16 protein-coding genes are annotated in these 20,709 nt (G+C 59.6%); 11 read left to right on the forward strand and 5 right to left on the reverse strand.

Translation table 11 applies throughout. The features are described from left to right. Nucleotides 1–13: 13 nt before the first annotated feature. The 4 genes from uvrC to MHJ63_RS07935 all read right to left on the reverse strand — a co-directional run bounded on the left by uvrC (nucleotide 14) and on the right by MHJ63_RS07935 (nucleotide 6,314). Entirely contained in the window at nucleotides 14–1,939 is a 1,926-nt protein-coding gene (gene uvrC, locus MHJ63_RS07920; protein ID WP_035755626.1) for an excinuclease ABC subunit UvrC, read from the reverse strand. Between the two features lie 120 nt (nucleotides 1,940–2,059). After that, nucleotides 2,060–2,728 (reverse strand): lysophospholipid acyltransferase family protein, encoded by a 669-nt coding sequence (locus MHJ63_RS07925; protein ID WP_052048370.1) that lies wholly within the window; start codon nucleotides 2,726–2,728, stop codon nucleotides 2,060–2,062. 189 nt (nucleotides 2,729–2,917) lie between these two features. Next, the gene (gene uvrA, locus MHJ63_RS07930) at nucleotides 2,918–5,788 is read right to left on the reverse strand and encodes an excinuclease ABC subunit UvrA (protein ID WP_239446917.1); all 2,871 of its coding nucleotides are present in this window, start codon (nucleotides 5,786–5,788) and stop codon (nucleotides 2,918–2,920) included. Between the two features lie 154 nt (nucleotides 5,789–5,942). Then, entirely contained in the window at nucleotides 5,943–6,314 is a 372-nt protein-coding gene (locus MHJ63_RS07935; RefSeq protein WP_052048368.1) for a GntR family transcriptional regulator, read from the reverse strand. Nucleotides 6,315–6,388: 74 nt separating this feature from the next. On the opposite strand from MHJ63_RS07935, the gene MHJ63_RS07940 reads away from it, so the two are divergent. The 4 genes from MHJ63_RS07940 (at nucleotide 6,389) to MHJ63_RS07955 (ending at nucleotide 11,750) form a co-directional block, all read left to right on the forward strand. After that, complete coding sequence (locus MHJ63_RS07940; RefSeq protein ID WP_083285614.1) at nucleotides 6,389–7,063, forward strand: MBL fold metallo-hydrolase; 675 nt, start codon at nucleotides 6,389–6,391, stop codon at nucleotides 7,061–7,063. Continuing rightward, nucleotides 7,063–9,627: a DEAD/DEAH box helicase gene (locus MHJ63_RS07945; protein WP_420876145.1), complete on the forward strand. Its 2,565-nt coding sequence runs from the start codon at nucleotides 7,063–7,065 to the stop codon at nucleotides 9,625–9,627. Before MHJ63_RS07940 ends, MHJ63_RS07945 begins: the two co-directional genes overlap by 1 nt. Nucleotides 9,628–9,663: 36 nt before the next feature. After that, nucleotides 9,664–10,284: a hypothetical protein gene (locus MHJ63_RS07950; protein ID WP_239446921.1), complete on the forward strand. Its 621-nt coding sequence runs from the start codon at nucleotides 9,664–9,666 to the stop codon at nucleotides 10,282–10,284. 77 nt (nucleotides 10,285–10,361) lie between these two features. Continuing rightward, nucleotides 10,362–11,750, forward strand: coding sequence for an alpha/beta fold hydrolase (locus MHJ63_RS07955; protein WP_239446923.1), 1,389 nt, complete (start codon nucleotides 10,362–10,364; stop codon nucleotides 11,748–11,750). Between the two features lie 28 nt (nucleotides 11,751–11,778). Here the strand turns inward: MHJ63_RS07955 and MHJ63_RS07960 are convergent, their stop codons facing one another. Then, nucleotides 11,779–13,236 (reverse strand): glutamyl-tRNA reductase, encoded by a 1,458-nt coding sequence (locus MHJ63_RS07960; protein WP_070490644.1) that lies wholly within the window; start codon nucleotides 13,234–13,236, stop codon nucleotides 11,779–11,781. Between the two features lie 110 nt (nucleotides 13,237–13,346). Here MHJ63_RS07960 and hemE point away from each other — a divergent pair, with 110 nt between their 5' ends. The 7 genes from hemE to hemB all read left to right on the forward strand — a co-directional run bounded on the left by hemE (nucleotide 13,347) and on the right by hemB (nucleotide 20,700). Beyond that, the gene (gene hemE / locus MHJ63_RS07965) at nucleotides 13,347–14,435 is read left to right on the forward strand and encodes a uroporphyrinogen decarboxylase (protein ID WP_239446925.1); all 1,089 of its coding nucleotides are present in this window, start codon (nucleotides 13,347–13,349) and stop codon (nucleotides 14,433–14,435) included. An 8-nt stretch (nucleotides 14,436–14,443) separates the two neighbouring features. Further along, nucleotides 14,444–15,871: a protoporphyrinogen/coproporphyrinogen oxidase gene (locus MHJ63_RS07970; protein ID WP_239446933.1), complete on the forward strand. Its 1,428-nt coding sequence runs from the start codon at nucleotides 14,444–14,446 to the stop codon at nucleotides 15,869–15,871. A 57-nt stretch (nucleotides 15,872–15,928) separates the two neighbouring features. After that, nucleotides 15,929–16,627, forward strand: coding sequence for a hydrogen peroxide-dependent heme synthase (gene hemQ, locus MHJ63_RS07975; protein WP_070490646.1), 699 nt, complete (start codon nucleotides 15,929–15,931; stop codon nucleotides 16,625–16,627). A gap of 26 nt (nucleotides 16,628–16,653) precedes the next feature. Then, complete coding sequence (locus MHJ63_RS07980) at nucleotides 16,654–17,853, forward strand: ferrochelatase (protein WP_239446961.1); 1,200 nt, start codon at nucleotides 16,654–16,656, stop codon at nucleotides 17,851–17,853. 15 nt (nucleotides 17,854–17,868) lie between these two features. Further along, nucleotides 17,869–18,768: a hydroxymethylbilane synthase gene (hemC, locus tag MHJ63_RS07985; RefSeq protein WP_239446937.1), complete on the forward strand. Its 900-nt coding sequence runs from the start codon at nucleotides 17,869–17,871 to the stop codon at nucleotides 18,766–18,768. Nucleotides 18,769–18,864: 96 nt separating this feature from the next. Further along, a complete protein-coding gene (locus MHJ63_RS07990; protein ID WP_239446939.1) occupies nucleotides 18,865–19,641 on the forward strand; it encodes a uroporphyrinogen-III synthase in 777 nt (258 codons plus the stop codon). 45 nt (nucleotides 19,642–19,686) lie between these two features. Next, a complete protein-coding gene (hemB, locus tag MHJ63_RS07995) occupies nucleotides 19,687–20,700 on the forward strand; it encodes a porphobilinogen synthase (protein WP_239446941.1) in 1,014 nt (337 codons plus the stop codon). Nucleotides 20,701–20,709 lie beyond the last annotated feature (9 nt).

The following is a 20,709-nucleotide window of genomic DNA, read 5'->3' on the forward strand; positions in this document are numbered from 1 at the left end:
CCAACCGCCGTCCCTAGCGTGCCTCGGTCTCATCAGCATGAAGCGCATCGTAGATCTTCTGAGCCAACGCAGGACCAACGCCCTTAGCGCTTTGAAGCTCCTCAACGCTCGCGGCCCGCATCTTCTTCAGCGACGGAAACGCATCCCGTAGAGCCTTTTGCTTGGCGGGGCCGAGCCCATCCACGGTATCCAAGATGGACTCAAGCATCGACTTGCCTCGGCGTTCTCGGTGGAACGTGATCGCGAAACGGTGTGATTCATCACGCACGCGTTGTAATAAGAACAACCCTTCGGATTGCCGAGGCAGAATCACCGGGTAGTCGTCCCCGGGGACCCACACCTCCTCAAGACGCTTAGCCAACCCGACCACCGCGATGTCCGTGATCCCCAAATCCAGTAGAGCCTGCTGGGCAGCCGCCACCTGAGGTGGGCCGCCATCGACCACAACCAGCGAAGGCGGGTAGGCAAACTTAGGGGCCTGACCCTTCACGGCTTCTTCGGCAGTGATCTCACCAGAAGTGTGAGTCTCGGCCTCCGCAAGGTCTTCGAGGTAGCGCTGAAAACGGCGCGAGATGACGTCATACATCGAGGCCGTGTCATCACGGGCAGCGTCACCTTTGACCATGAACCTGCGGTAATCAGACTTCTTCGGCAGCCCGTCTTCGAACACGACCATCGAACCCACAACATTGGTTCCGGACGAATGAGAGTTGTCATAGCCTTCAATGCGTAGCGGTGGCTCAGCAAGCCCGAGAGCTTCTTGGAGTTGTTGCAGGCCAGCTGAACGCACCGTGATGTCCCCGGCACGTTTGATCTTGTGAAGTTTGAGCGCCTGGACGGCGTTCTCATGCACAGTCTCAGCGAGTTCACGCTTGGTTCCGCGCTGGGCAACGCGCAAAGAGACTTTCGCGCCGCGCAACTCAGAGAGCCAGCCGGTCAGCACCTCGAAACGCGTAGGCAGTTCAGGGACCAATACTTCACGTGGGATCCGGTCGGCATCATCATAAGCGCCATAAACCTGTTCCAACAGTTGCTCAACAAGCCGCGGCGGTTCGAGGTCTTCAACCTTCTCCATGACCCAGCCTCGCTGGCCTGTGATGCGCCCGTGGCGGACGTGAAACACCTGGACCGCCGCTTCCAGGTCGTCTTGTTCGATACCGAAAATATCCGCGTGCGTCGATTCATCCAGCACAACAGCGTTGCGTTCAAAGACCTTCTGAAGCGCCTGGATGTCATCGCGATGCCGTGCGGCGGATTCGTAGTCGAGCTCAGCGACGGCTTGCCTCATCTTCGCTTCGAGCTCGCGGATTGCGGGCTTGCCGTCGCCGCTCATGAACCGAATCAAGCCGTTGACAAGCTCACGATGCTCCTCAACGCTGACCCGCTCCACACACGGGGCGGAACATTTGTCGATATATCCGAGCAGGCACGGGCGTCCCGAACGCTCTGCCCGGCGAAAAACGCCCGCTGAACAGGTACGCACCGGGAAAACACGAAGCAACAGATCGAGGGTTTCACGCACCGCACGCGCCGGGGAAAACGGCCCGAAATACTTGGTCCCCTTACGCCTGTCACCACGCATCACCTGGGCGCGCGGGAACTTCTCAGAAACCGTGACGGCCAGGTAAGGATAGGACTTATCGTCCCGGAACATGATGTTGAAACGTGGATTGAACTGTTTGATCCACGTGTATTCAAGCTGTAGCGATTCCTGTTCGGAACCCACCACCGTCCATTCAACAGACGATGCCGTGTGCACCATCGTGTACGTCTTAGGCGAGAGCTGTTCCGGGGCAACAAAGTAGGAGTTGAGCCGGTTCCTCAGGTTCTTGGCTTTGCCGACATAGATGATGCGGCCAGCAGGGTCTCGGAAACGATAGACGCCCGGACTTGTAGGGATCTGAGATGATTCGGGGCGGTACGATGCCGGATCGGCCACCTGATTCACCTCGCCTAGGTCACTACTGCGGTCACTACTTAGGGTTCGCTATTGGTGGTTCGCTACTGGAACGTCGGAGCTTTACTGGGATGCTGGGGGCTTTACTGGGATGCCGTGGCCCTATTGGGCTGTTGGGGCTTTGTTGTACTCCCCCACGCGTTCTTGCCCCGTGATCTGTGCGATCGCATCGACCACCTGATCAGTTACTTTACGGCGTAGCGGCAACGGGTGCTTAGCGCCAGGATGTTCGAAAGCAAGCGGCGCACCCACGTGGAGTTCGAATTTATGGCGCCGGATCCGGTTGGATCCGGCAGGCTGGAGCTTATCTGTACCAATGAGCCCTACAGGAACCACTGGCGCTCCGGTGGCCAGGGTCAACCAGCCTACGCCAGTGCGCCCCCGGTACAGGCGGCCGTCACGGGAGCGGGTCCCCTCCGGATAGATACCTACTCCGGAGCCTTTGTCGAGGATCTCAACGAGCTTATCCAGCGCGGCCACTGAGGCAGCCTGTTGCCCGCGTTGGACCGGGATCGAGCCAACCGAGGTGAAGAACGCTTTCATGATCCGACCTTTAATGCCCGGAGTCGTGAAGTATTCGGCTTTAGCGAAGAACGCGACCTTGCGCGGCATCAACGCCTGGATGATGACCGAGTCGAAGAACGACAAGTGGTTCGAAGCGACGATGAACGGTCCTTCTTTGGGAATGTTCTCAAGGCCTGTGATGGTCGGCCTGAAGACAAGCTTGATAGCCCGCGCTACCACGGGCTTGAAGAAATCGATGCTTGCCATCCTGGATTCGTCACCTTATCTGCATGCCTTGAAAGGCATGCTTTTCTTATTGCTCTAGAAGTTTTCCGTTTGCAATTGTGCCACGGATGGCCCGCCTTTTGTTTATCACAGCGGAGCATTACAAGGCGCAGGTTCATGCCGATTCCGGCATGCTTGGCCGCACCTAGCAGGCGCAGGCACCCGGGCGGGTTAGTTCAGGATCTCGTTGAGGAAGAAGCCCGTGTGGGACTCGGAAACCTTTGCCACGTCCTCCGGCGTTCCTTCCGCGACGATTGTCCCGCCACCAGAACCACCTTCGGGGCCTAAGTCGATAATCCAGTCCGCAGACTTGATCACATCCAAGTTGTGTTCAATCACAACCACCGAGTTGCCCTTATCCACCAGCCCCTGCACCACGCGCAGAAGCTTGTTGATGTCCTCGAAGTGCAGGCCTGTGGTCGGCTCATCCAAAACATAGATACTGCGCCCGTTCGAGCGCTTCTGCAGCTCGGAGGCGAGCTTGACGCGTTGAGCCTCACCACCCGAAAGCGTGGTGGCGGGCTGGCCGAGCCGCACATAACCGAGCCCCACATCGACCAGCGTGTCGAGGTGGCGAGCGATGGGCCTGAAGGCGGAGAAGAAGTCAGCGGCCTCCTCGATCGGCATATCAAGCACATCGGAAATGGATTTGCCTTTGTACTTGACCTGCAGCGTCTCGCGGTTATAACGGGCACCGTGGCAGACTTCACACGGAACATAGACGTCCGGCAGGAAGTTCATCTCGATCTTGATGGTTCCATCGCCCTTGCACGCTTCGCAGCGCCCACCCTTGACGTTGAAGGAGAAACGCCCCGGCAAATAGCCGCGCATCTTCGCTTCCGGGGTTTCGGCGAAGAGCTTACGAACATGATCGAAGACACCCGTGTAGGTGGCCGGATTGGAGCGCGGCGTCCGCCCGATCGGGCTCTGGTCTACGTGGATCACCTTATCGAGGTGTTCAAGGCCCTCGACGCGGGTATGGCGGCCCGGAACGAACTTCGCTTTGTTGAGCTTGGTCGCCAAGACCCGATACAGAATGTCGTTGATGAGCGTGGACTTACCCGAGCCAGAAACACCCGTGACAGCGGTCAGCATGCCAAGCGGGACGTTCACGGTCACGTTCTTGAGGTTGTTCTCACGTGCCCCAACAATCTTGAGTTGGCGCTTCCTATCGCGTTTGCGGCGCTTCTCCGGAACCGCGATGCTTCGACGGCCAGCAAGATAAGCGCCCGTAACCGATTCGGTGCTTTCCTTCAGCTCGGCGAGCGATCCCGAGTGCACGATCTGCCCGCCGTGCTCGCCAGCGCCTGGCCCCACATCGACAATCCAGTCGGCTTCTTCGATGGTCTCTTCGTCGTGCTCAACCACAATCAGCGTGTTGCCGAGATCGCGTAGGCGCGTCAGGGTCTCGATGAGGCGGCGGTTATCGCGCTGGTGCAAACCAATGGATGGTTCGTCGAGCACGTAGAGCACACCGACCAGTCCTGAACCGATCTGGGTCGCCAAACGGATGCGTTGGGCCTCACCGCCCGAAAGCGTGGCGGAGGCGCGGGAGAGGTTGAGGTAGTTCAAGCCGACATCGAGCATGAACTTCAGTCGAGCGCGGATCTCTTTGAGAACCTCGGTTGCGATCTTAGCTTCACGCTCGTTGAGTTCGAGGCTCGCGGCGAACTCATAAGCCTCATCGAGCGCCATTTCTGAAACTTCTGCGATCGATTTCCCACCGACCAGCACGGCGAGCACCGCAGGGTTCAGGCGAGCGCCGTTGCACTCCGGGCACGGGACGTTGCGCATGTACTCTTCGTAGCGTTCACGAGCGGTATCGGATTCGGTTTCGCCGTGCTTACGTTTGATGTATCCGAGCACACCTTCGAAACCCTGCGTGTAGCGGCGTTCGCGGCCAAAACGGTTGCGGTAGGCCACGGTGACCTTATAGTCCTTGCCGTGCAGTAGCGCTTTCTGAGCCTTCTTCGGTAGCTTCTCAAAAGGCGTATCGACGTCGAAGCCGAGTTCTTCACCCAGCCCAGCCATGACGCGCACCCAATACTTGGCAACCGAGCTGCCGATGGCCCACGGCGCGATCGCGCCTTCAGCCAGGGTTGCGGATGGGTCTGGAACCACGAGGTCAGGGTCCACTTCGAGCTGATGCCCGATGCCGTCGCAGCGTTGGCATGCACCGAATGGGTTGTTGAAGGAGAAGGTGCGTGGTTCGATCTCTTCAAGCTGCACCGGATGGTCGTTGGGGCATGCGAGGCGTTCGGAGAACGTACGGGTGCGGTCGGCTGCATCCGCGTCGCGGTCCACGAAGTCGATCATCACGCGGCCGTCGGCGAGCTTGAGCGCGGTCTCAACCGAGTCGGTGAGGCGTTGCATCGCGGATTCTTTGATCGCGATGCGGTCCACGATGACTTCGATCGTGTGTTTGTACTGCTTGGCGAGCTTAGGCGGATCAGAGAGTTGGATGGTTTCGCCGTCCACGCGGGCGCGGGCGTAACCGTCTTGGGATAGTTGCGCGAAGAGGTCCTGGAATTCGCCTTTACGCTCCCGAACCATGGGGGCCATGACGGCGATGCGAGTCTTGTCTTCTTCCCGCATGAGTTGATCCACGATCTGCTGCGGAGTCTGAGCCGTGATTTTCTCGCCGCACTCTGGGCAGTGTGCGATTCCGACGCGCGCGAACAACAAGCGCAGGTAGTCGTGAATTTCTGTCACGGTGCCAACCGTGGAGCGCGGGTTCTTTGAGGTTGATTTCTGGTCGATCGAAACCGCCGGTGAAAGGCCTTCGATGAAATCGACGTCAGGCTTATCAACCTGGCCGAGGAACATGCGGGCATAAGCCGAAAGAGACTCGACGTAGCGGCGTTGGCCTTCCGCGAAGATCGTGTCAAAGGCCAGGGAAGACTTACCGGAGCCAGACAATCCCGTGAAGACGATCATGGCGTCGCGCGGCAGCGTCACATCGACGTTTTTAAGGTTGTGTTCGCGGGCTCCCTGAACAACAACGCGGGTTCTGTCAGGGCGAGTGCTGAAAGGTGTGGTCACAGAAGAAGTCACAGCTCCAATGGTAGTAAGTGTCAGTTGCGCAACTGGTTGCGTCGCGGTCGCGCACCGCGCACTCCGCGCGGCTGAACCCCGGTTAGTTCAATGCTGAGGCCCGGCTAGTTCAATACTGGTTAGTTCAATACTGCGTGGCTGGCTATTTATTAGATGGCCAGGCGGCGCGTACGAGGTCGAGGGCCGCTTGAAGGCTCAGGCCTGCGCCTTCGGCTGAGCGAGCGAACCATGTTGCATTGGATGCGATTTTCGCTGATGTTCGCCCGGCTCCGGGTGTCACGATCGTGCCAGCGCGCCCTCGGCCTTCCACGAGGCCGAGTTCTTCGAGCTCCTTATAGGCTCGGGCAACAGTGTTGGTCGCGAGGTTGAGTTGGGCGGCGAGTGAGCGGACTGTCGGTAGTTTCGTTCCGACGGCGATCGTGCCTTCTCGGATGTCTTGGGCAATTGCGCGGCGCACTTGGCGGTACGGCGGGATGTCTTCACTGCTGACCGTGAAGTCGGCGAGGATCGTCATAGTCATCTTTCCGGCGGTTTTAGTGCCTTTGACACAACACAATACGAGATATGTATCAGGGTATACTACTGGGCATGGCTCCAGCATCTCCACGTAACTCTTCGCAAGGATCAAAAGCACAGGTTATTGCCTCGGATGACAAGACTCGGCTCAGCATGGTCGCGGTGTCCGATATGGATAACCGCGCCTATATTCTGCAGTCGCTGACTGATCCGCAGGATGTGTTGCTCATCGATGCCCCTGCTGAGCCTGAGACTTTGCGCGCGGCCGTCGGTGCTGATGCCGCGCCGAGCATCGTGATTACGCATCAGCACCATGACCACACTGGCGCTTTGCCGGAGCTGACCGGGGAAAGTACCCGGCTCGTCGGGCATCCGCTGGATATTCCTGCGGTTGAAGAGATGCGGGGCGTCACATTCACGGAGACTGTGGATGATGGTGACACGGTGGACGCTGGCGGGGTCACGTTGGATGTGATCTGGTTGCGTGGACACACCCCTGGCTCGATTGCGTTGGCCACTACGATCGATGGGGTTCAGCACCTCTTCACGGGCGATTCCCTCTTCCCTGGTGGCGTGGGTAATACATGGAATGATCCGGAGCGTTTCGCAACGCTGATTGACGACGTTGAGTCCAAACTGTTCGGCCGTTATCCGGATGAAACGGTTGTTTTACCGGGTCATGGCGATGGCACCACGCTAGGTGATGAGCGTGCGAGCTTGCCTGAGTGGCGTGCCCGCGGCTGGTGATGAACGTGAACCTGTCTGTTCTGGTCCCGAATGCCTCGGAGACGAACCTTCCGGAGGCCATCTACGATGCGTTCCTGAAGTGGGTTTCAAACCGTGGGTTGACGCTGTACCCGGCTCAGGATGAAGCGGTCATGGAGCTTGTTGAGGGTAAGCATGTAATTCTTGCGACCCCCACGGGTTCGGGTAAATCGATGGTTGCTATCGCGGCGCATTTTGCGGCTTTGGCCCGCGGTGAGCGTTCGTTTTATACAGCCCCGATCAAGGCGTTGGTTTCTGAGAAGTTCTTTGACTTGATCAAGGTTTTCGGTGCCGAGAACGTGGGCATGCTCACGGGTGAGGCGAGCGTGAACCCAAAGGCACCGATTATTTGCTGTACCGCGGAGATCCTCGCGAACATGGCGTTACGCGAAGGCGAACACGCTGATTGCGGTGTCGTGATCGCCGATGAGTTCCACTTCTATGCTGACCCGCAGCGCGGCTGGGCGTGGCAGGTTCCACTGTTGGGTTTGCCGCAGTCGCAGTTCTTGTTGCTTTCGGCAACGTTGGGCGATACGACGTTCTTTGAAGAGGACCTCAAACAACGCACGGGCCGGCCTGCTGTGACGGTTTCAGGCTCCGAACGCCCTATTCCCCTGCACCATCATTACGGCATGGAGCCGATCGGCGAGACGCTCAAGGAACTGGTCGAAACTCACCGCGCCCCGGTCTATGTTGTGCATTTCTCTCAGCGTGAGGCGATCGAGCAAGCTCAAGGTTTGCTTTCGCTCAATGTTGCTAGCCGCGAGGAGAAGGACCATATCGCGGATTTTCTGGGTGGCTTCCGTTTCGCTTCGGGTTTTGGGCAGACTCTGAAGAAGATGATTCGTGCCGGTATCGGGGTGCATCACGCAGGGATGCTCCCTAAGTATCGTCGGCTCGTTGAACAGCTTGCCCAGGCTGGTTTGCTCAAGGTCATTTGCGGTACTGACACGCTCGGTGTGGGCATCAATGTGCCGATCCGTACTGTGATTTTGACCGCGTTGTCTAAGTTCGATGGTCAACGCACCCGGCATGTGAACGCGCGGGAGTTCCATCAGTTGGCTGGGCGTGCAGGCCGGGCAGGTTTTGACACTGCCGGTGATGTGGTGGTGCAGGCCCCGGAGCATGAGATCGCTAACGCGAAGGCTATGGAGAAAGCCCGTGCTCGGCACGGGGATGATCAGAAGAAGCTGCGCCAGGTTAAGAAGCAGTCTCCCCCTGATGGCTTCGTGTCCTGGAGTGAGAAGACCTTTGAGAAGCTCGTGGCCTCTCAGCCGGAGACGATGACCTCGTCTTTTCAGGTCTCCCACGCGATGATCTTGAACCTGCTCGCTTATGAGGGCGATGCGTTCAGACATGCTCGCGATATCTTGACGCAGAATCACGAACCACCCATCCGTAACCGGGAGCACGTCAAGAAGGCTTTAGGGATCATCAAGGAGCTACTGGCGACCAATGTTTTGGAGCGCGGCGAGCCAGATGAGTACGGCAACCGGCTTCACCTCACGGTTGATTTGCCGGAAGACTTTGGCCTGAATCAGCCGCTCTCTAGCTTCGCTATCGCCGCGTTAGAGATGCTGGATCGCGATTCACCTGATTACGCAGTCGATGTTGTCTCCATTCTTGAGGCGACCCTTGAGGATCCGCGCCCTATTATCGGGGCACAGGTCAAGAAGGCCAAGAGTGAGGCGATGGCGCAGATGCGTGCCGATGGCCTCGAATATCACGAGCGTATGAATCGGCTTGATGAGATCACGCACCCGCAGCCTTTGCGGGAAGACCTTGAGGTGGCTTTTGAACGTTACCGGCAGGGCGCTGGCTGGTTGGCTGGCTATGAGCTCTCCCCTAAGTCGGTGGTCCGTGAAATGTATGAGACGGGTCAGAGCTTTGGCGAGTATGTACGCAATTATCAGGTGACGCGGGCTGAGGGGATTCTGCTGCGTTATCTCACGGATGCGTATAAGGCCTTGCGTAGCTCGGTGCCGGATTCTGCTGTAACTGAGGAGCTTGAGGACATCACCGAGTGGCTGGGTCAGATGATCGAGCAGGTCGATTCTTCGCTGTTGAGTGAGTGGGAGGCCTTAGCTTCGGGTGAGGTGCCGCAGGATCAGTCGATTCAGCAACCGGCTGAGCCGCCGCGCTTGTCACAGCAGAAGCGTGCTTTGCGGGTCATGGTGCGCAACGCGATGTTCTCTCGCGTCAAGCTGTTCGGGGCTGAGAAGGATATTGCTCTGGGTGAGCTGGATGGCGAATCTGGTTTCGATGCCGATGCGTGGGCTGATCTGATGGATGATTACTTCGCTGAGCATGAGGACATCGACGATGGCCCGGGCGGCCGCTCCCCTGAACTGTTGCAGATTGTTGAGGCAACAGACACCGATGGTCGGCCGATCTGGAAGGTCAGCCAGACGTTCGCTGACCCGGAGGGTGATCACGACTGGGGTTTCGATGCGGTTGTTGATTTGGATGCTACGGATGAGCGTGGCGAATTAGCGCTCACGGTCACGGCGATCGGCCGCATCGACGGCACGGGCGAACGCCGGTGAACATGTCAAACATAAATTAGCGATAGAATGGTTCCCATGTCACGACTTTCCACTCGCACTGTTCGCGCAGTTGCGCTCTTGGCGCCTGCATCGTTGGTAGTTGCTTCCCTGGCCGGTTGTGCCCCTAAGCACCCAACGACTCTTGATTCCCCAACCCCAGAGTCCTCTCAGTTCCATCAGAAGGACGGCTCTGTTGAGGGTGAAAACACCAATCAGGGTGAAAACTCTCAGGCTGAACCGACGTCGGAAGCAGCCTCGGGCGAGGCTTCCTCGACGGAGTCCGGCAAGGACTCTGGCGTGTCCGCTCTTGGTTTCTCTGAGAACACTCACCTGACCGTGAAGTCTTTCACTATCAAGGGCGCTGTGTCTGAAGCGAAGCTGGGTGGCTTCATGTTGACCCCTTCGGGCTCCGGTAAGGGCACGTTGGCAGTGATCGACCAGTGCGCTAACGAAACCTATGACGTCGATGTTCAGGGTTCTGATGCAACGGTGACGCAGTCTTACAGCAATGTCACCAACTGCCAGGGCGAAGCTCTCACCGCCGCTGAAGACCTGGGGGATTTCTTGACCTCCGGTAAGCTGCGTATTTCCGAGGCGACCAACGGTGTTGAACTGACCAATGGTCAGGACAAGCTCGTATTGCGTAAAGCCGACTAATTTCTATCAGCGCGGTGAGTATCTCTTCACCGTGAGCATCTCTTCACCGTTCGAGCCAACCGAAGGTCAGCACTGTTTTGACTCCTTTGACGCCTCGCCCCGCTAAGCTTCTTCGCCGTGATGATGCGGCTGCTTGGCGGGGCGCTGTCGTGTCTTCGGTTCTATACGAAGTACCGCTCGTCCACGGAACCGAGCACTTAGCTGCTAACTCGTCGACGCACAGCTCTGGAGCGTCACTCGATGCTCAGAGCGTGACGGTGCGGGCGCGTGAGGTTCGTTCAATCGATGCGGATGCGGAACAGCGGCCGTGGCTTGTTTATTTACAGGGCGGCCCAGGCTTCGAAGCTCTGCGTCCCGTTAATCCGTCCTCCGGCTGGCTTGGTGAGCTGCTACCGCACTTCCGCGTGTTGTTGCTGGATCAGCGCGGTACCGGCGGTTCCTCTCCGATCAGCGCTGCGACGCTGAATGCTATCGGTTCGGGCGAGCCTGAGCCGCAACAGATCACCCGACAGATCGAGTTCTTGTCTCACTTCCGGGCCACTGACATCGTTGCTGATGCTGAGGCGATCCGCCTGGCTATGGGTGTTGATTCTTGGTTCACGCTGGGCCAGTCCTACGGTGGCTTCATCACGATGAGCTACCTGAGCTTCGCCCCGGACGCGTTGGCTGGTTCGATGATCACCGGCGGGCTTGGGCTCATCGAAGGTGATCCGAAGCGGGTCTATGACGCAACATACGCTCGTACTGCTGAACGTCAGGCCGAGGTCTTCGAGGCTTGGCCGCATGCCGCAGCGCAGTTGAGAGATCTGTACGCTGAAGCGCGCCGCGCTCGCGATGCCGGGCATCCGTACCGCTTAGCTAACGGCCATGTCGTGACCGAACTGACTATCCAGCGGCTCGGGATGCTATTGGGCGGTAATTCGCGTGTTCAACAGTTGCGTTTCGGGCTAGAAGACGCCCTCTCGCATGGTGGCATCTCCCCTGTGATGCTCTCGCTTCTGGGTTCCCAGGTGGATCACGCACGCAACCCGATCTATTGGCTCTTCCAAGAAGCGATCTACACGTCCGGCCCTGCGACACGGTGGGCGGCTTCGCGTTCGCAACAGCAGACACACCCTCAAACGTTGCCTAGTGCCGATGTTCCGCAGCTGATCGGTGAGGCAGCGTTGCCTGAAGATTTCGAGCAAGACCCGGCTCTGCAGCCGCTTGAGCAACTCGCTCATGCGCTGCATGAATACAGCGGATGGAACCCGCTCTACAATTACGAGCAACTGGCGAACAACACGGTTCCCGTCGCCGCCGCGGTCTATACCCCGGACATTTATGTGGACCGTGAGCTCTCGCTTGAAACGGCTTCCAGAATCCGCGGCATCAACGTGTGGGAATCAGCGGATCACCACCACGATGGCCTCTCCGACGACCCGGCAACAGTGCTCGGGGAGCTCAGAGAACGCATCGGCCGCTAGCGTTTCAACAGTTCAACACCGCAGGGTTTTAGCGTTTCTCTTTGAGTTCTTCTTCGATCACGGTCGCGGTCTCTTCATAGTCCACGAACGCGTCACGGATCTCGGATAACGGCATCGCGTGCGCTGGTGCATCTTGGTCGTGATCGGCAACATCGCGCAGTGTTTCGCGGGCCTGGATCGAGGCAGGGTCGTTAGGTACCCGTCCGCCCTGTTCGAGGTCCACACCGAAGAGCGTGTGGACAGCGGACATGAACTTTTGACCCTCTCCTTCCCGCGCGAGTTCTTGGGCGCGCATCATAGGCGAATGCAGTAGCCGCTTATATACGCGGCCCAGGGCACGTTCAACAACTTTGACGGTTTCCTCGTCATGGTTGTTGCGTACCCCCTCGATCTCGCGTTCGATCTCGGCGCGGACCGAGCGCCGCAGGGCGGATACCGCAGGGTCGAGGCGACGGATCTGCTGACGCAACTCGAAACGGCCCACCCCAGCGTTGATCATCTCTTGTGCGCGCTCGATCTCTTCCTGGTTAGAGGCGTCTGCCGAAATATCCTTGAGGCCTAGAACCCGCACGCCCGGGATCGTGCGCACTTCCTCTTCCAAGTCAGAGGTCAAAGACATGTCGAGGATCACGAGTTCGCCGAGCTTGGCTGAAGCGTGTTCGGCGTTGTATAGCTCGCGCAGCTGCATCGCGTCGCGAACATCCTGAGTCAAGATCTGTGCAGTGCCGCGGCCAGAGCAAGCAACCACGAGTGAAGATGCCGCGAGCGCTGCAGGCATTTCATCGGTGGACAGCGGATGCGCGTTGTGGGTTGTCGCAAAGTTCTTGGCACGGCCAGAACCGGACAACACATCCAAGCGAGCTACGCCGCGGCGGTTCAGATCAGAGGCCGCGATGCGCGCCATCGCGCCTGTTCCCACCACGATCACCCGAGCGCCGGTCAACGGACCGGTCGTAGGTTCTGCCTGATCGATCGCAACAGTGACGGATGAGCGGCCAGCCGCGCCGATCGTCGTGCGGTGGCTAATGTTTTTGGCGGTACGTAGCGCACCCTGGAACAGGTCGTTGAGCATCGAGGTTGTGCGCCCTTCAGCCAGCGCCTCGGAAAAGCTCGCGCGCACTTGCCCGTTGATTTCACCTTCGCCGACCACTTGGGAGTTCAGCCCCGCCGCCACCGTGAACATGTGTTGGGCCGACAACGAGCCGGCGTCAGCGACCAAAAGGTCCTCAACTTCGCTCTGGCTCAAGCCTGAGGCCTCAGCGACGGCCAGGGCGATGATATCGACCGCCTCATGGAAAAGATCCGCGTCAAGATAGATCTCTAGGCGGTTGCATGTGGCCATCGTGACCCACCCGGACAGCGGCTGTTCAGGATGGGCCTCGTTGAGGCGTTCGATGATCGTGTCAAGCTGGTCAGCTCCTCGCGTGATGCGTTCGAGGGCGTCCAGCCCCAGGCGATCGTGAGTTGCGCGAAGGGCGATAAGCATGCCTTATATTCTAGTCCGCACCGCCCACGATGACACCAAAGCGACCAGGATGTGAACGCCAGGTGTCGTTCAGAATCCTCCCAGGTTTGCAATGAGATAATGGGGACACAATGACAACTGTGACTTTGCCTTCATCTCATCCTTTGCATCGCAGCACCGCTGAGGGCGGGACCGCGGATGCCCCACTTATCAAGCGTTTGCGCGGCGAAAGCACGGATGCCGCCCCGAGTGTCTGGTTCATGCGTCAGGCTGGGCGTTCACTTCCTGAATATAAGAAGGTGCGCGCAGGCACGGACATGCTCGAGTCCTGCTTGATCCCAGATATGGTGGCCGAGATCACATGCCAGCCGGTGCGGCGCCACAACGTTGATGCGGGTATTTTCTTCTCCGATATCATGACCCCGCTCAAAATCGCTGGGATCGGTGTGGAGATCGAGCCAGGTGTTGGCCCGGTCCTTGACTCCCCTATCGCCTCAGAGGCTGACATCGATGCGTTGCCGGCACTCGATGATGTGTATCAAGAGGGTCTGGAATGTATCCGCGAAGCGGTAAGGCTCACGGTTGATGAGCTCGGTTCGACCCCGCTCATCGGTTTCGCGGGCGCCCCCTTCACGGTTGCTTCATACATGATCGAGGGCCGTCCCTCACGCGATCATCTCAAGACTCGTGCGCTCATGACCGCCGAGCCGCGCTTGTGGGCCAAGCTCGCTGAGTGGGTCGCTCACGCCTCGGGCCTTTTCATGCGCGCCCAGGTTGAGGCCGGCGCTTCCTCGGTGCAGCTGTTTGATTCGTGGGCCGGCTCGCTTTCGGAAGCGACGTACCGCGAACACGCACAGCCGTTCAGCAAGATCGCGATGCAGAACGTCGCCGACCTCGGAACCCCTCGCACGCATTTCGCACTGGGTTCCGGCCACATGCTCAAAGCCATCGAAGAAGTCGATGCGACCGCGGTGGGCCTGGATCACCGCACCCCAATCCCTGCCGCGCTCGCCCAGCTAAACCCAACCACCGCTGTCCAGGGCAACATCGACCCTGCGGTTCTGTTCTCCACTGAAGAGGTCCGTTTCGCTGAGGCTCGCCGTGTGGTGGAGGAAGGACGCAAGGCCCCAGGCCACGTTGTGAACCTCGGGCACGGTGTCCCACCGACAACGGATGCACAGGTTTTGACTGACCTGGTCTCATACATCCATGAGCTCTGACACCGCCCATGAACTCTGACTATCTCGTCATCGGGGGTGGCCCCTCCGGGCTGTTGCACGCGTTGGCGGCAGCCCACGCTGGGCGTACCGCCACCGTCCTGGAGGCCGCCGATCATGCCGGCGGAGCTGTCTCTGACATCGTGCTTGATGGGGTGCGCCTCAACGGTGGCGCAGAATCCTATGCGATCGGTACCGGGGCGATGTCGGAGTGGATCGAAACGCTCGGCCTGAGTGACCAGGTTGTTAGCCCACAAGGGAATGCTTCTTGGATCCATTCGAACCACGGTCCGTTCCCGATCCCGGGCACGTCGCTATGGGGTATCCCCACCGAGCCACTCAACAAGGACGTCAAGCGTGCCGTGGGCCGGTGGGGTGCCATCCGCGCGTGGGCGGATGCGCTATTACCCGGTAGCTTTGGCGCCAAGCCAGGCATCTCAACCTACGATTACGTTTCCAAACGTATGGGTCAACGCGTGGCGGACCGCCTATTGGTTCCGCTGATCACGGGCGTGCATTCAGCGGATCCACGCACGCTCGAGCTCGAAGCGCTCGTGCCTGGACTGATCGATAACGTCAAACAGTACGGAAGCCTCAGGCGCGGAGCGCGTGCGATCCTGGACAAGCGGAGGTCCGCGAGCCATTCAGCAAAGACGGCCGGGGCTGCAGTTGCTGCGACCGTGCCGACGATGTCCGCACTCATCGACGGGCTCGTGAATGTCCTCACTCAGCGCGGCGGGACGCTTGAGACCAGCGTTCGCGTGACCTCGTTGCGCCGCAACCATAGCGGCGGCTGGACGGTAGAAGCAGATGATGGCCGCCGATACGAGGCCGCGAGTGTAGCGCTTGCAACCGACCCTGACACCGCCCGAGAACTCCTTGCTGAACCTGCGCCTAACATCGCCCGGCACATCCCTGAAGCTCCTGCTTCCCCTGTGCGGCTTGTCGCGTTGAGCGTGGTGAGCCAGAAGCTGGCGCTTAATCCGCGCGGCAACGGAGTGCTCGTTCCGCCGGACACCCGCGGTGTGCGCGCCAAAGCGATGACGCACCTTTCGGCCAAGTGGGAACACATCGAACGCGTTGCATCCAAGGTTCCCGGGCGTGTGTTCGTGCGGCTGAGCTATTCACCTGTTGATGGTGAACTCCCTGACCCTGCACTGTTCCCGGAACAAGCGGTCAAGGATTTGGCCACGATGACCGGTGTGCGCGCCGAAGACATCGAGGTCCGCGACTGGCTCATCCAAGACTGGCCCGTAACCCAGCGCAGGCGTCTGCCGGGCCACGCGGAATCGCTTGCCGCGCTCAGCATCGCGCTCAGTGAGGACCCAACGCTTGAACTCACCGGATCTTGGCGGGCGGGAACGGGTTTGGACGCGATCGCTCGCTTCGCGCGAACAACCCACGTGCCCCCAGCACCTTCCGGTACCACCGAACGATAGGCTTAAACAAACACCAATCCGCGGCCGGCAAGGCCCGTCTGTGATGGAGAGATAACTATGAGCAAAGCTGACATTGCAACAACGCAGGTGAAGTACTGTTCTTATAACGTTTATCAGAAGCTCGTTGGCCTGAGCGACGCAAACTTAGACGTTGAACGCGTCGTCGCAGACATCGAGGCCACCATCAAGTCCATCGAGGCCCGCGGTGTGGAAGTGCGTGGCTTCTACGACGTCTCTGGTTTCCGCGCCGAGGATGACGTCATGGTGTGGCTGACCGGCGATGATCCGGAGCAGCTTCAGAAGGCTATCCGCGAGTTCGAGAATTCGGAAGCCGCTGCTGGCCTCGACCGTGTGTGGCAGGCGATGGGTGTCCACCAGATCGCTGAATTCGCTCGCGCCCACATGCCGGCGTTCATGGATCCAGACGTCAAGCCACGCAAGTGGATCACTGTTTACCCGTTCACCCGCTCCTACGAGTGGTACATCCTCGAAGAGGAAGAGCGTTCCCGCATGCTGCGTGAGCACGGGATGCTCGGCCGCCAATATCCGAACGTCAACGCCAACACCGTTGCTGCGTTCGCGTTGGGTGACTACGAGTGGCTGCTCTCCTTCGAGGCTGATGAGCTGACGGAGCTTGTGGACATGATGCGTACCCTGCGTTACAGCGATGCCCGCTTGCACGTTCGTGATGAGTTGCCGTTCCACACCGGCCGCATGTTCGATGACCTCAACGAAATGGCGGGCGTACTGCTGTGACCACGGTTGATTTTTCTGATACCTCGATGCCGTGCAACATCGAGGAGGCCGAAAAGATCGATGCGATCCTCTTTGCGTCTTTCGGCGGCCCTGAAGGCCAAGACGACGTTATCCCGTTCCTGAAGAACGTTGTGCACGGCCGCGGCATCCCGGATGAGCGCCTCGAAGAGGTCGCGGTTCACTACCGTTCGATGGGTGGTAAGTCCCCTATCAACGACCAGAATAAGGCGATGATCGCAGCGCTGAAGGAAGAGCTGGGTCGCCGCGGCATCGACTTGCCGATCTACTGGGGCAACCGCAACTGGGAACCGTATATGGCTGAGACCGTCAAGCAGATCCACGCTGACGGGCACCGTGCGGCGCTTGGCATTGTGACCTCGGCTTATTCCTCCTATTCCTCGTGCCGTCAGTACCGTGAGGACTTCGGTATGGCGCTGGATGAGACGGGGCTCGCCGGGGAGCTGGATATCCGTAAGGCGCGCGTGTTCTTCAACCACCCGGGTTTCCTCGATCCGGTTGCCGCGCACATCCGTGAGGCTCTCGAGAAGTTCCGGGCTGAAGGCCACAAGGACGAACAGATAGAGATCCTGTTCACGACCCACTCGATCCCTAACACGATGGCTGAGACTTCCGGCCCTCGCGCAACCTGGGAAGAAGGCTCAGGCGGCTGGTACGAAAAGCAGCACATCGCGGCCGCTGAGTACGTCATGGAGTCCGTGGGAGACATCGAGTGGCAGCTGGTGTACCAGTCGCGTTCGGGCCCGGAGTTCATTCCATGGCTTGAACCGGATGTCAACGATGTCATCGCCGAGCTTCCCGGTAAACGCACGGCCGTGATGGTGGTTCCGATCGGCTTCGTGACCGACCACATGGAAGTGGTGTGGGACCTCGACACTGAGGCGAAGGAGTCGGCCGATGAGGCGGGGCTTGCGTTCGTGCGCATCCCTACCGCGGGTGAGTCCCCTGAGTTCATCGCAGCGTTGGCTGACCTGGTTCAGGAGCGCCTGGATCCAACGTTCCCACGCAAGTGCGTGACTAGCTTCGGCCCAACATTCGATGTGTGTGGCGCCGGTTGCTGCCCGAATCAGCGTGCCATCAAGCCGACGACTTCCGCGGTCGATTCGGATTCTGATGTTGCCCATGCTGGTGAGCCGAGCGAACTTGCAGTCATGATCGCTGAACGTAAGGCTCAGCGTGATAAAGAGCGTCAACAGGCTGGTGAATGATTTTTGGGTGAAGTGATGCGCATCGGAACGCGAGCTTCCAAGCTCGCTCTGACGCAAGCTGCTTGGGCGGCTGAGCTGACGGTAGGCAAGGACCGTTTCGAGCTCGTCCATGTCACGACCAAAGGCGATACGGACCGCCGTCATCTCTCGCAGATCGGGGGTACGGGCGTGTTCGTGAACGCTGTGCGTGAGGCGTTGCTGAACAAGGAGGTCGATGCGGTGGTCCACTCGCTCAAGGACCTTCCAACGGCTCCGGAGCATGGCATCGCGTTGGCGTGCATCCCGCACCGCGAGGACGTCACGGATGCGTTGTGTAGCCGCGACGGGATGAGACTGGCGGACCTTCCGGCTGGCGCGTCGGTGGGGACGGGTTCCCCGCGTCGTGCGGCACAGTTGCGTGCGATCCGCCCCGACCTTCAGGTTGTGCCGATCCGCGGCAATGTTGATACCCGCTTGGCTAAGGTGACCGACGGTGAGCTGGATGGCGTGGTTTTGGCGACCGCCGGCCTGAACCGTTTGGGGCTTGAGGGACACATTAGCGAGCGTTTCGACCCCAAGCAGTTCTTGCCGGCTCCGGCCCAGGGGGCGTTGGCGCTTGAGATCCGTGCCGAGGCTGCCGAAGGTACGTGGTACGGGGAGGCCCTGACTGCCGCTGACCACGCGGATACCCGTGCGGCGGTGCTGGCTGAACGTTCGCTTCTGCGTACGCTTGAGGCCGGTTGCTCTGCCCCTGTGGGTGCTTACGCGACTGTTGAGGGCGGTGTTCTCACGTTGCGTGGGGGCGCGTTCGCAACGGATGGTTCACAGACGTGGGTTGACCATGTTGAAGGTCCTGCAGAGAACGCGGTCGAGCTTGGCGCGGTCTTGGCGCAGCAGTTGCTCGATGCCGGTGCCGGGACCGTGTTGAACGCCTAGGCACAACAATGTTTGGCTACCTGCAATGCTGTTTCGGCTGTGTGCAGGTAGTGAGTTAGTCGATGATGGGATAGGTGCGTGTCAGACGGGCTCGGGGTGAGTGTTCCGAGGGTACTAGTTCCGCGGCCTGCTGGCCGTGCGGCACGTTTGTGTGCGGCCCTTGAGGACGCAGGTCTTGAGCCGTGTGCTCATCCCTTCATTGATTTCTCTTATGCTGATGCAGCGTTGATCAGCGCGTTCAACGAAAGGCTCGCCCGCGGGGGTTACGCTCATCTTGTTGTGACCTCGAAAACCACGGTCCAGGCACTCAGCTCCCAGGGCAACTTCGCGCCGCATGCCAGCGTTTCCGTGGTCGCGGTAGGCCGAGCCACCGCCGCTGCCCTTGAAGAGGCCGGCGTGCGCGTTGACCACGTAGCGGCGGGATCCGGCGAAGCCCTCGTTGCATCGTTCCCCCACTATGTAGAAGGTCCACGCTCGGTCGCGTACCCGGTCTCGGCCAAGGCTGGGCCCACCGTCAAAGATGGGCTCACACACTTGGGGTGGGATGTTGAACGGTTCGACGCCTACGCCCCGGTTCCAGCGCCACTTCCTGCCGAACTTCCAGGCCTCATCCGCGCTGGCGCCTTCCATGCATTGTTGCTGACCAGCCCGTATATCGCTGATCTGGTGTTGGCGCATCAGCCGCCGGACTCGACCAAGCTCATTGCGATCGGCAAGCCCACCGCCCAACGCATCCAGGAACACGGCTACCGTCTCGCAGCGCAAGCAGAGCACCCCTACCCCGCCGACCTCGTCACCGCGTTGCGTAGGGTCACCGCACCTTTGCCTGACGGGAACGCAACACCACGGCGTGAGGCGAACCCGAGATCATAAGCCATTCAATCTTGACCATGTCACGTATCTAAGGAGCATCTGTTCATGGCGTTCCCACATCATCGTCCTCGCCGTCTACGTTCAACTGCGGCGGTGCGTGCTCTCGTGCGCGAGAACACGCTGCGCCCAGCTGATTTCGTTCTGCCGGTGTTCATACGCGAAGGCGCCACCGAGCCGCGCCCGATCACCTCGATGCCGGGTGTGGTTCAGCATTCGATGGATTCGCTCAAACGTACAGCGCACGAGGTTGTGAAGGCTGGCCTGGGCGGCATCATGCTGTTCGGGGTTCCGGAGACCAAGGACGCGGTTGGTAGCGCGGGCGTGGACCCGAACGGAATTCTGAATGTCGCGTTGGGCGAGGTCCGCAAGGAGGTCGGCGATGACACGGTCGTCATGAGCGACCTGTGCTTGGACGAGTTCACCGATCACGGCCACTGCGGCGTGCTTGCCACGGACGGCGGCTCCCCTGCCACGGTTGATAACGATGCGACGCTTGCGATCTATGCGGACATGGCGGTTGCGCAGGCCGAAGCTGGCGCGCACATGCTGGGTCCTTCCGGGATGATGGACGGCCAGATCGGCGTGATCCGAGAGGCGCTGGATGATAAGGGGTTCCAGGGCACGAGCATTTTCGCCTACACCGCGAAGTACGCTTCGGCTTTCTACGGTCCGTTCCGTGAGGCCGTGAACTCTTCGCTCGAAGGTGATCGCCGCACGTATCAGCAGGACCCTGCTAATTTGCGTGAGTCGCTGTGGGAGCTCGAGCAGGACATCGCTGAAGGCGCGGACATGGTCATGGTTAAGCCTGGCTTGCCGTATCTTGATGTTTTGCGTTCGGTTGCGGAAGCCTCCCCTATCCCGGTGGGCGCCTATCAAGTTTCAGGTGAGTACTCGATGATCGAGGCCGCAGCTGCTCAAGGCTGGCTGGACCGCGAACGCACCATGTTGGAATCTTTGTTGTCGTTCAAACGTGCAGGTGCTGACACCCTGCTGACCTATTACGCGCTGGAGGCTGCTGAACTTTTGGCTTCCGGCCGAGCACCGAAGGAGTTCCTGTGACTACTCAAC

The sequence above is a fragment of the Pseudoglutamicibacter albus genome (assembly GCF_022346425.1).
Taxonomy (GTDB): domain Bacteria; phylum Actinomycetota; class Actinomycetes; order Actinomycetales; family Micrococcaceae; genus Pseudoglutamicibacter; species Pseudoglutamicibacter albus.

Coding starts and splice junctions, on each gene's coding strand:
- MHJ63_RS07945 (WP_420876145.1), top strand. CDS start 7,063: ATGAACGTGAACCTGTCTGTTCTGGTCCCGAATGCCTCGGAGACGAAC.
- hemE (WP_239446925.1), top strand. CDS start 13,347: ATGACAACTGTGACTTTGCCTTCATCTCATCCTTTGCATCGCAGCACC.
- MHJ63_RS07950 (WP_239446921.1), top strand. CDS start 9,664: ATGTCACGACTTTCCACTCGCACTGTTCGCGCAGTTGCGCTCTTGGCG.
- hemQ (WP_070490646.1), top strand. CDS start 15,929: ATGAGCAAAGCTGACATTGCAACAACGCAGGTGAAGTACTGTTCTTAT.
- MHJ63_RS07980 (WP_239446961.1), top strand. CDS start 16,654: ATGCCGTGCAACATCGAGGAGGCCGAAAAGATCGATGCGATCCTCTTT.
- MHJ63_RS07925 (WP_052048370.1), bottom strand. CDS start 2,728: ATGGCAAGCATCGATTTCTTCAAGCCCGTGGTAGCGCGGGCTATCAAG.
- MHJ63_RS07960 (WP_070490644.1), bottom strand. CDS start 13,236: ATGCTTATCGCCCTTCGCGCAACTCACGATCGCCTGGGGCTGGACGCC.
- hemC (WP_239446937.1), top strand. CDS start 17,869: ATGCGCATCGGAACGCGAGCTTCCAAGCTCGCTCTGACGCAAGCTGCT.
- MHJ63_RS07935 (WP_052048368.1), bottom strand. CDS start 6,314: ATGACGATCCTCGCCGACTTCACGGTCAGCAGTGAAGACATCCCGCCG.
- MHJ63_RS07940 (WP_083285614.1), top strand. CDS start 6,389: ATGGCTCCAGCATCTCCACGTAACTCTTCGCAAGGATCAAAAGCACAG.
- hemB (WP_239446941.1), top strand. CDS start 19,687: ATGGCGTTCCCACATCATCGTCCTCGCCGTCTACGTTCAACTGCGGCG.
- MHJ63_RS07970 (WP_239446933.1), top strand. CDS start 14,444: ATGAACTCTGACTATCTCGTCATCGGGGGTGGCCCCTCCGGGCTGTTG.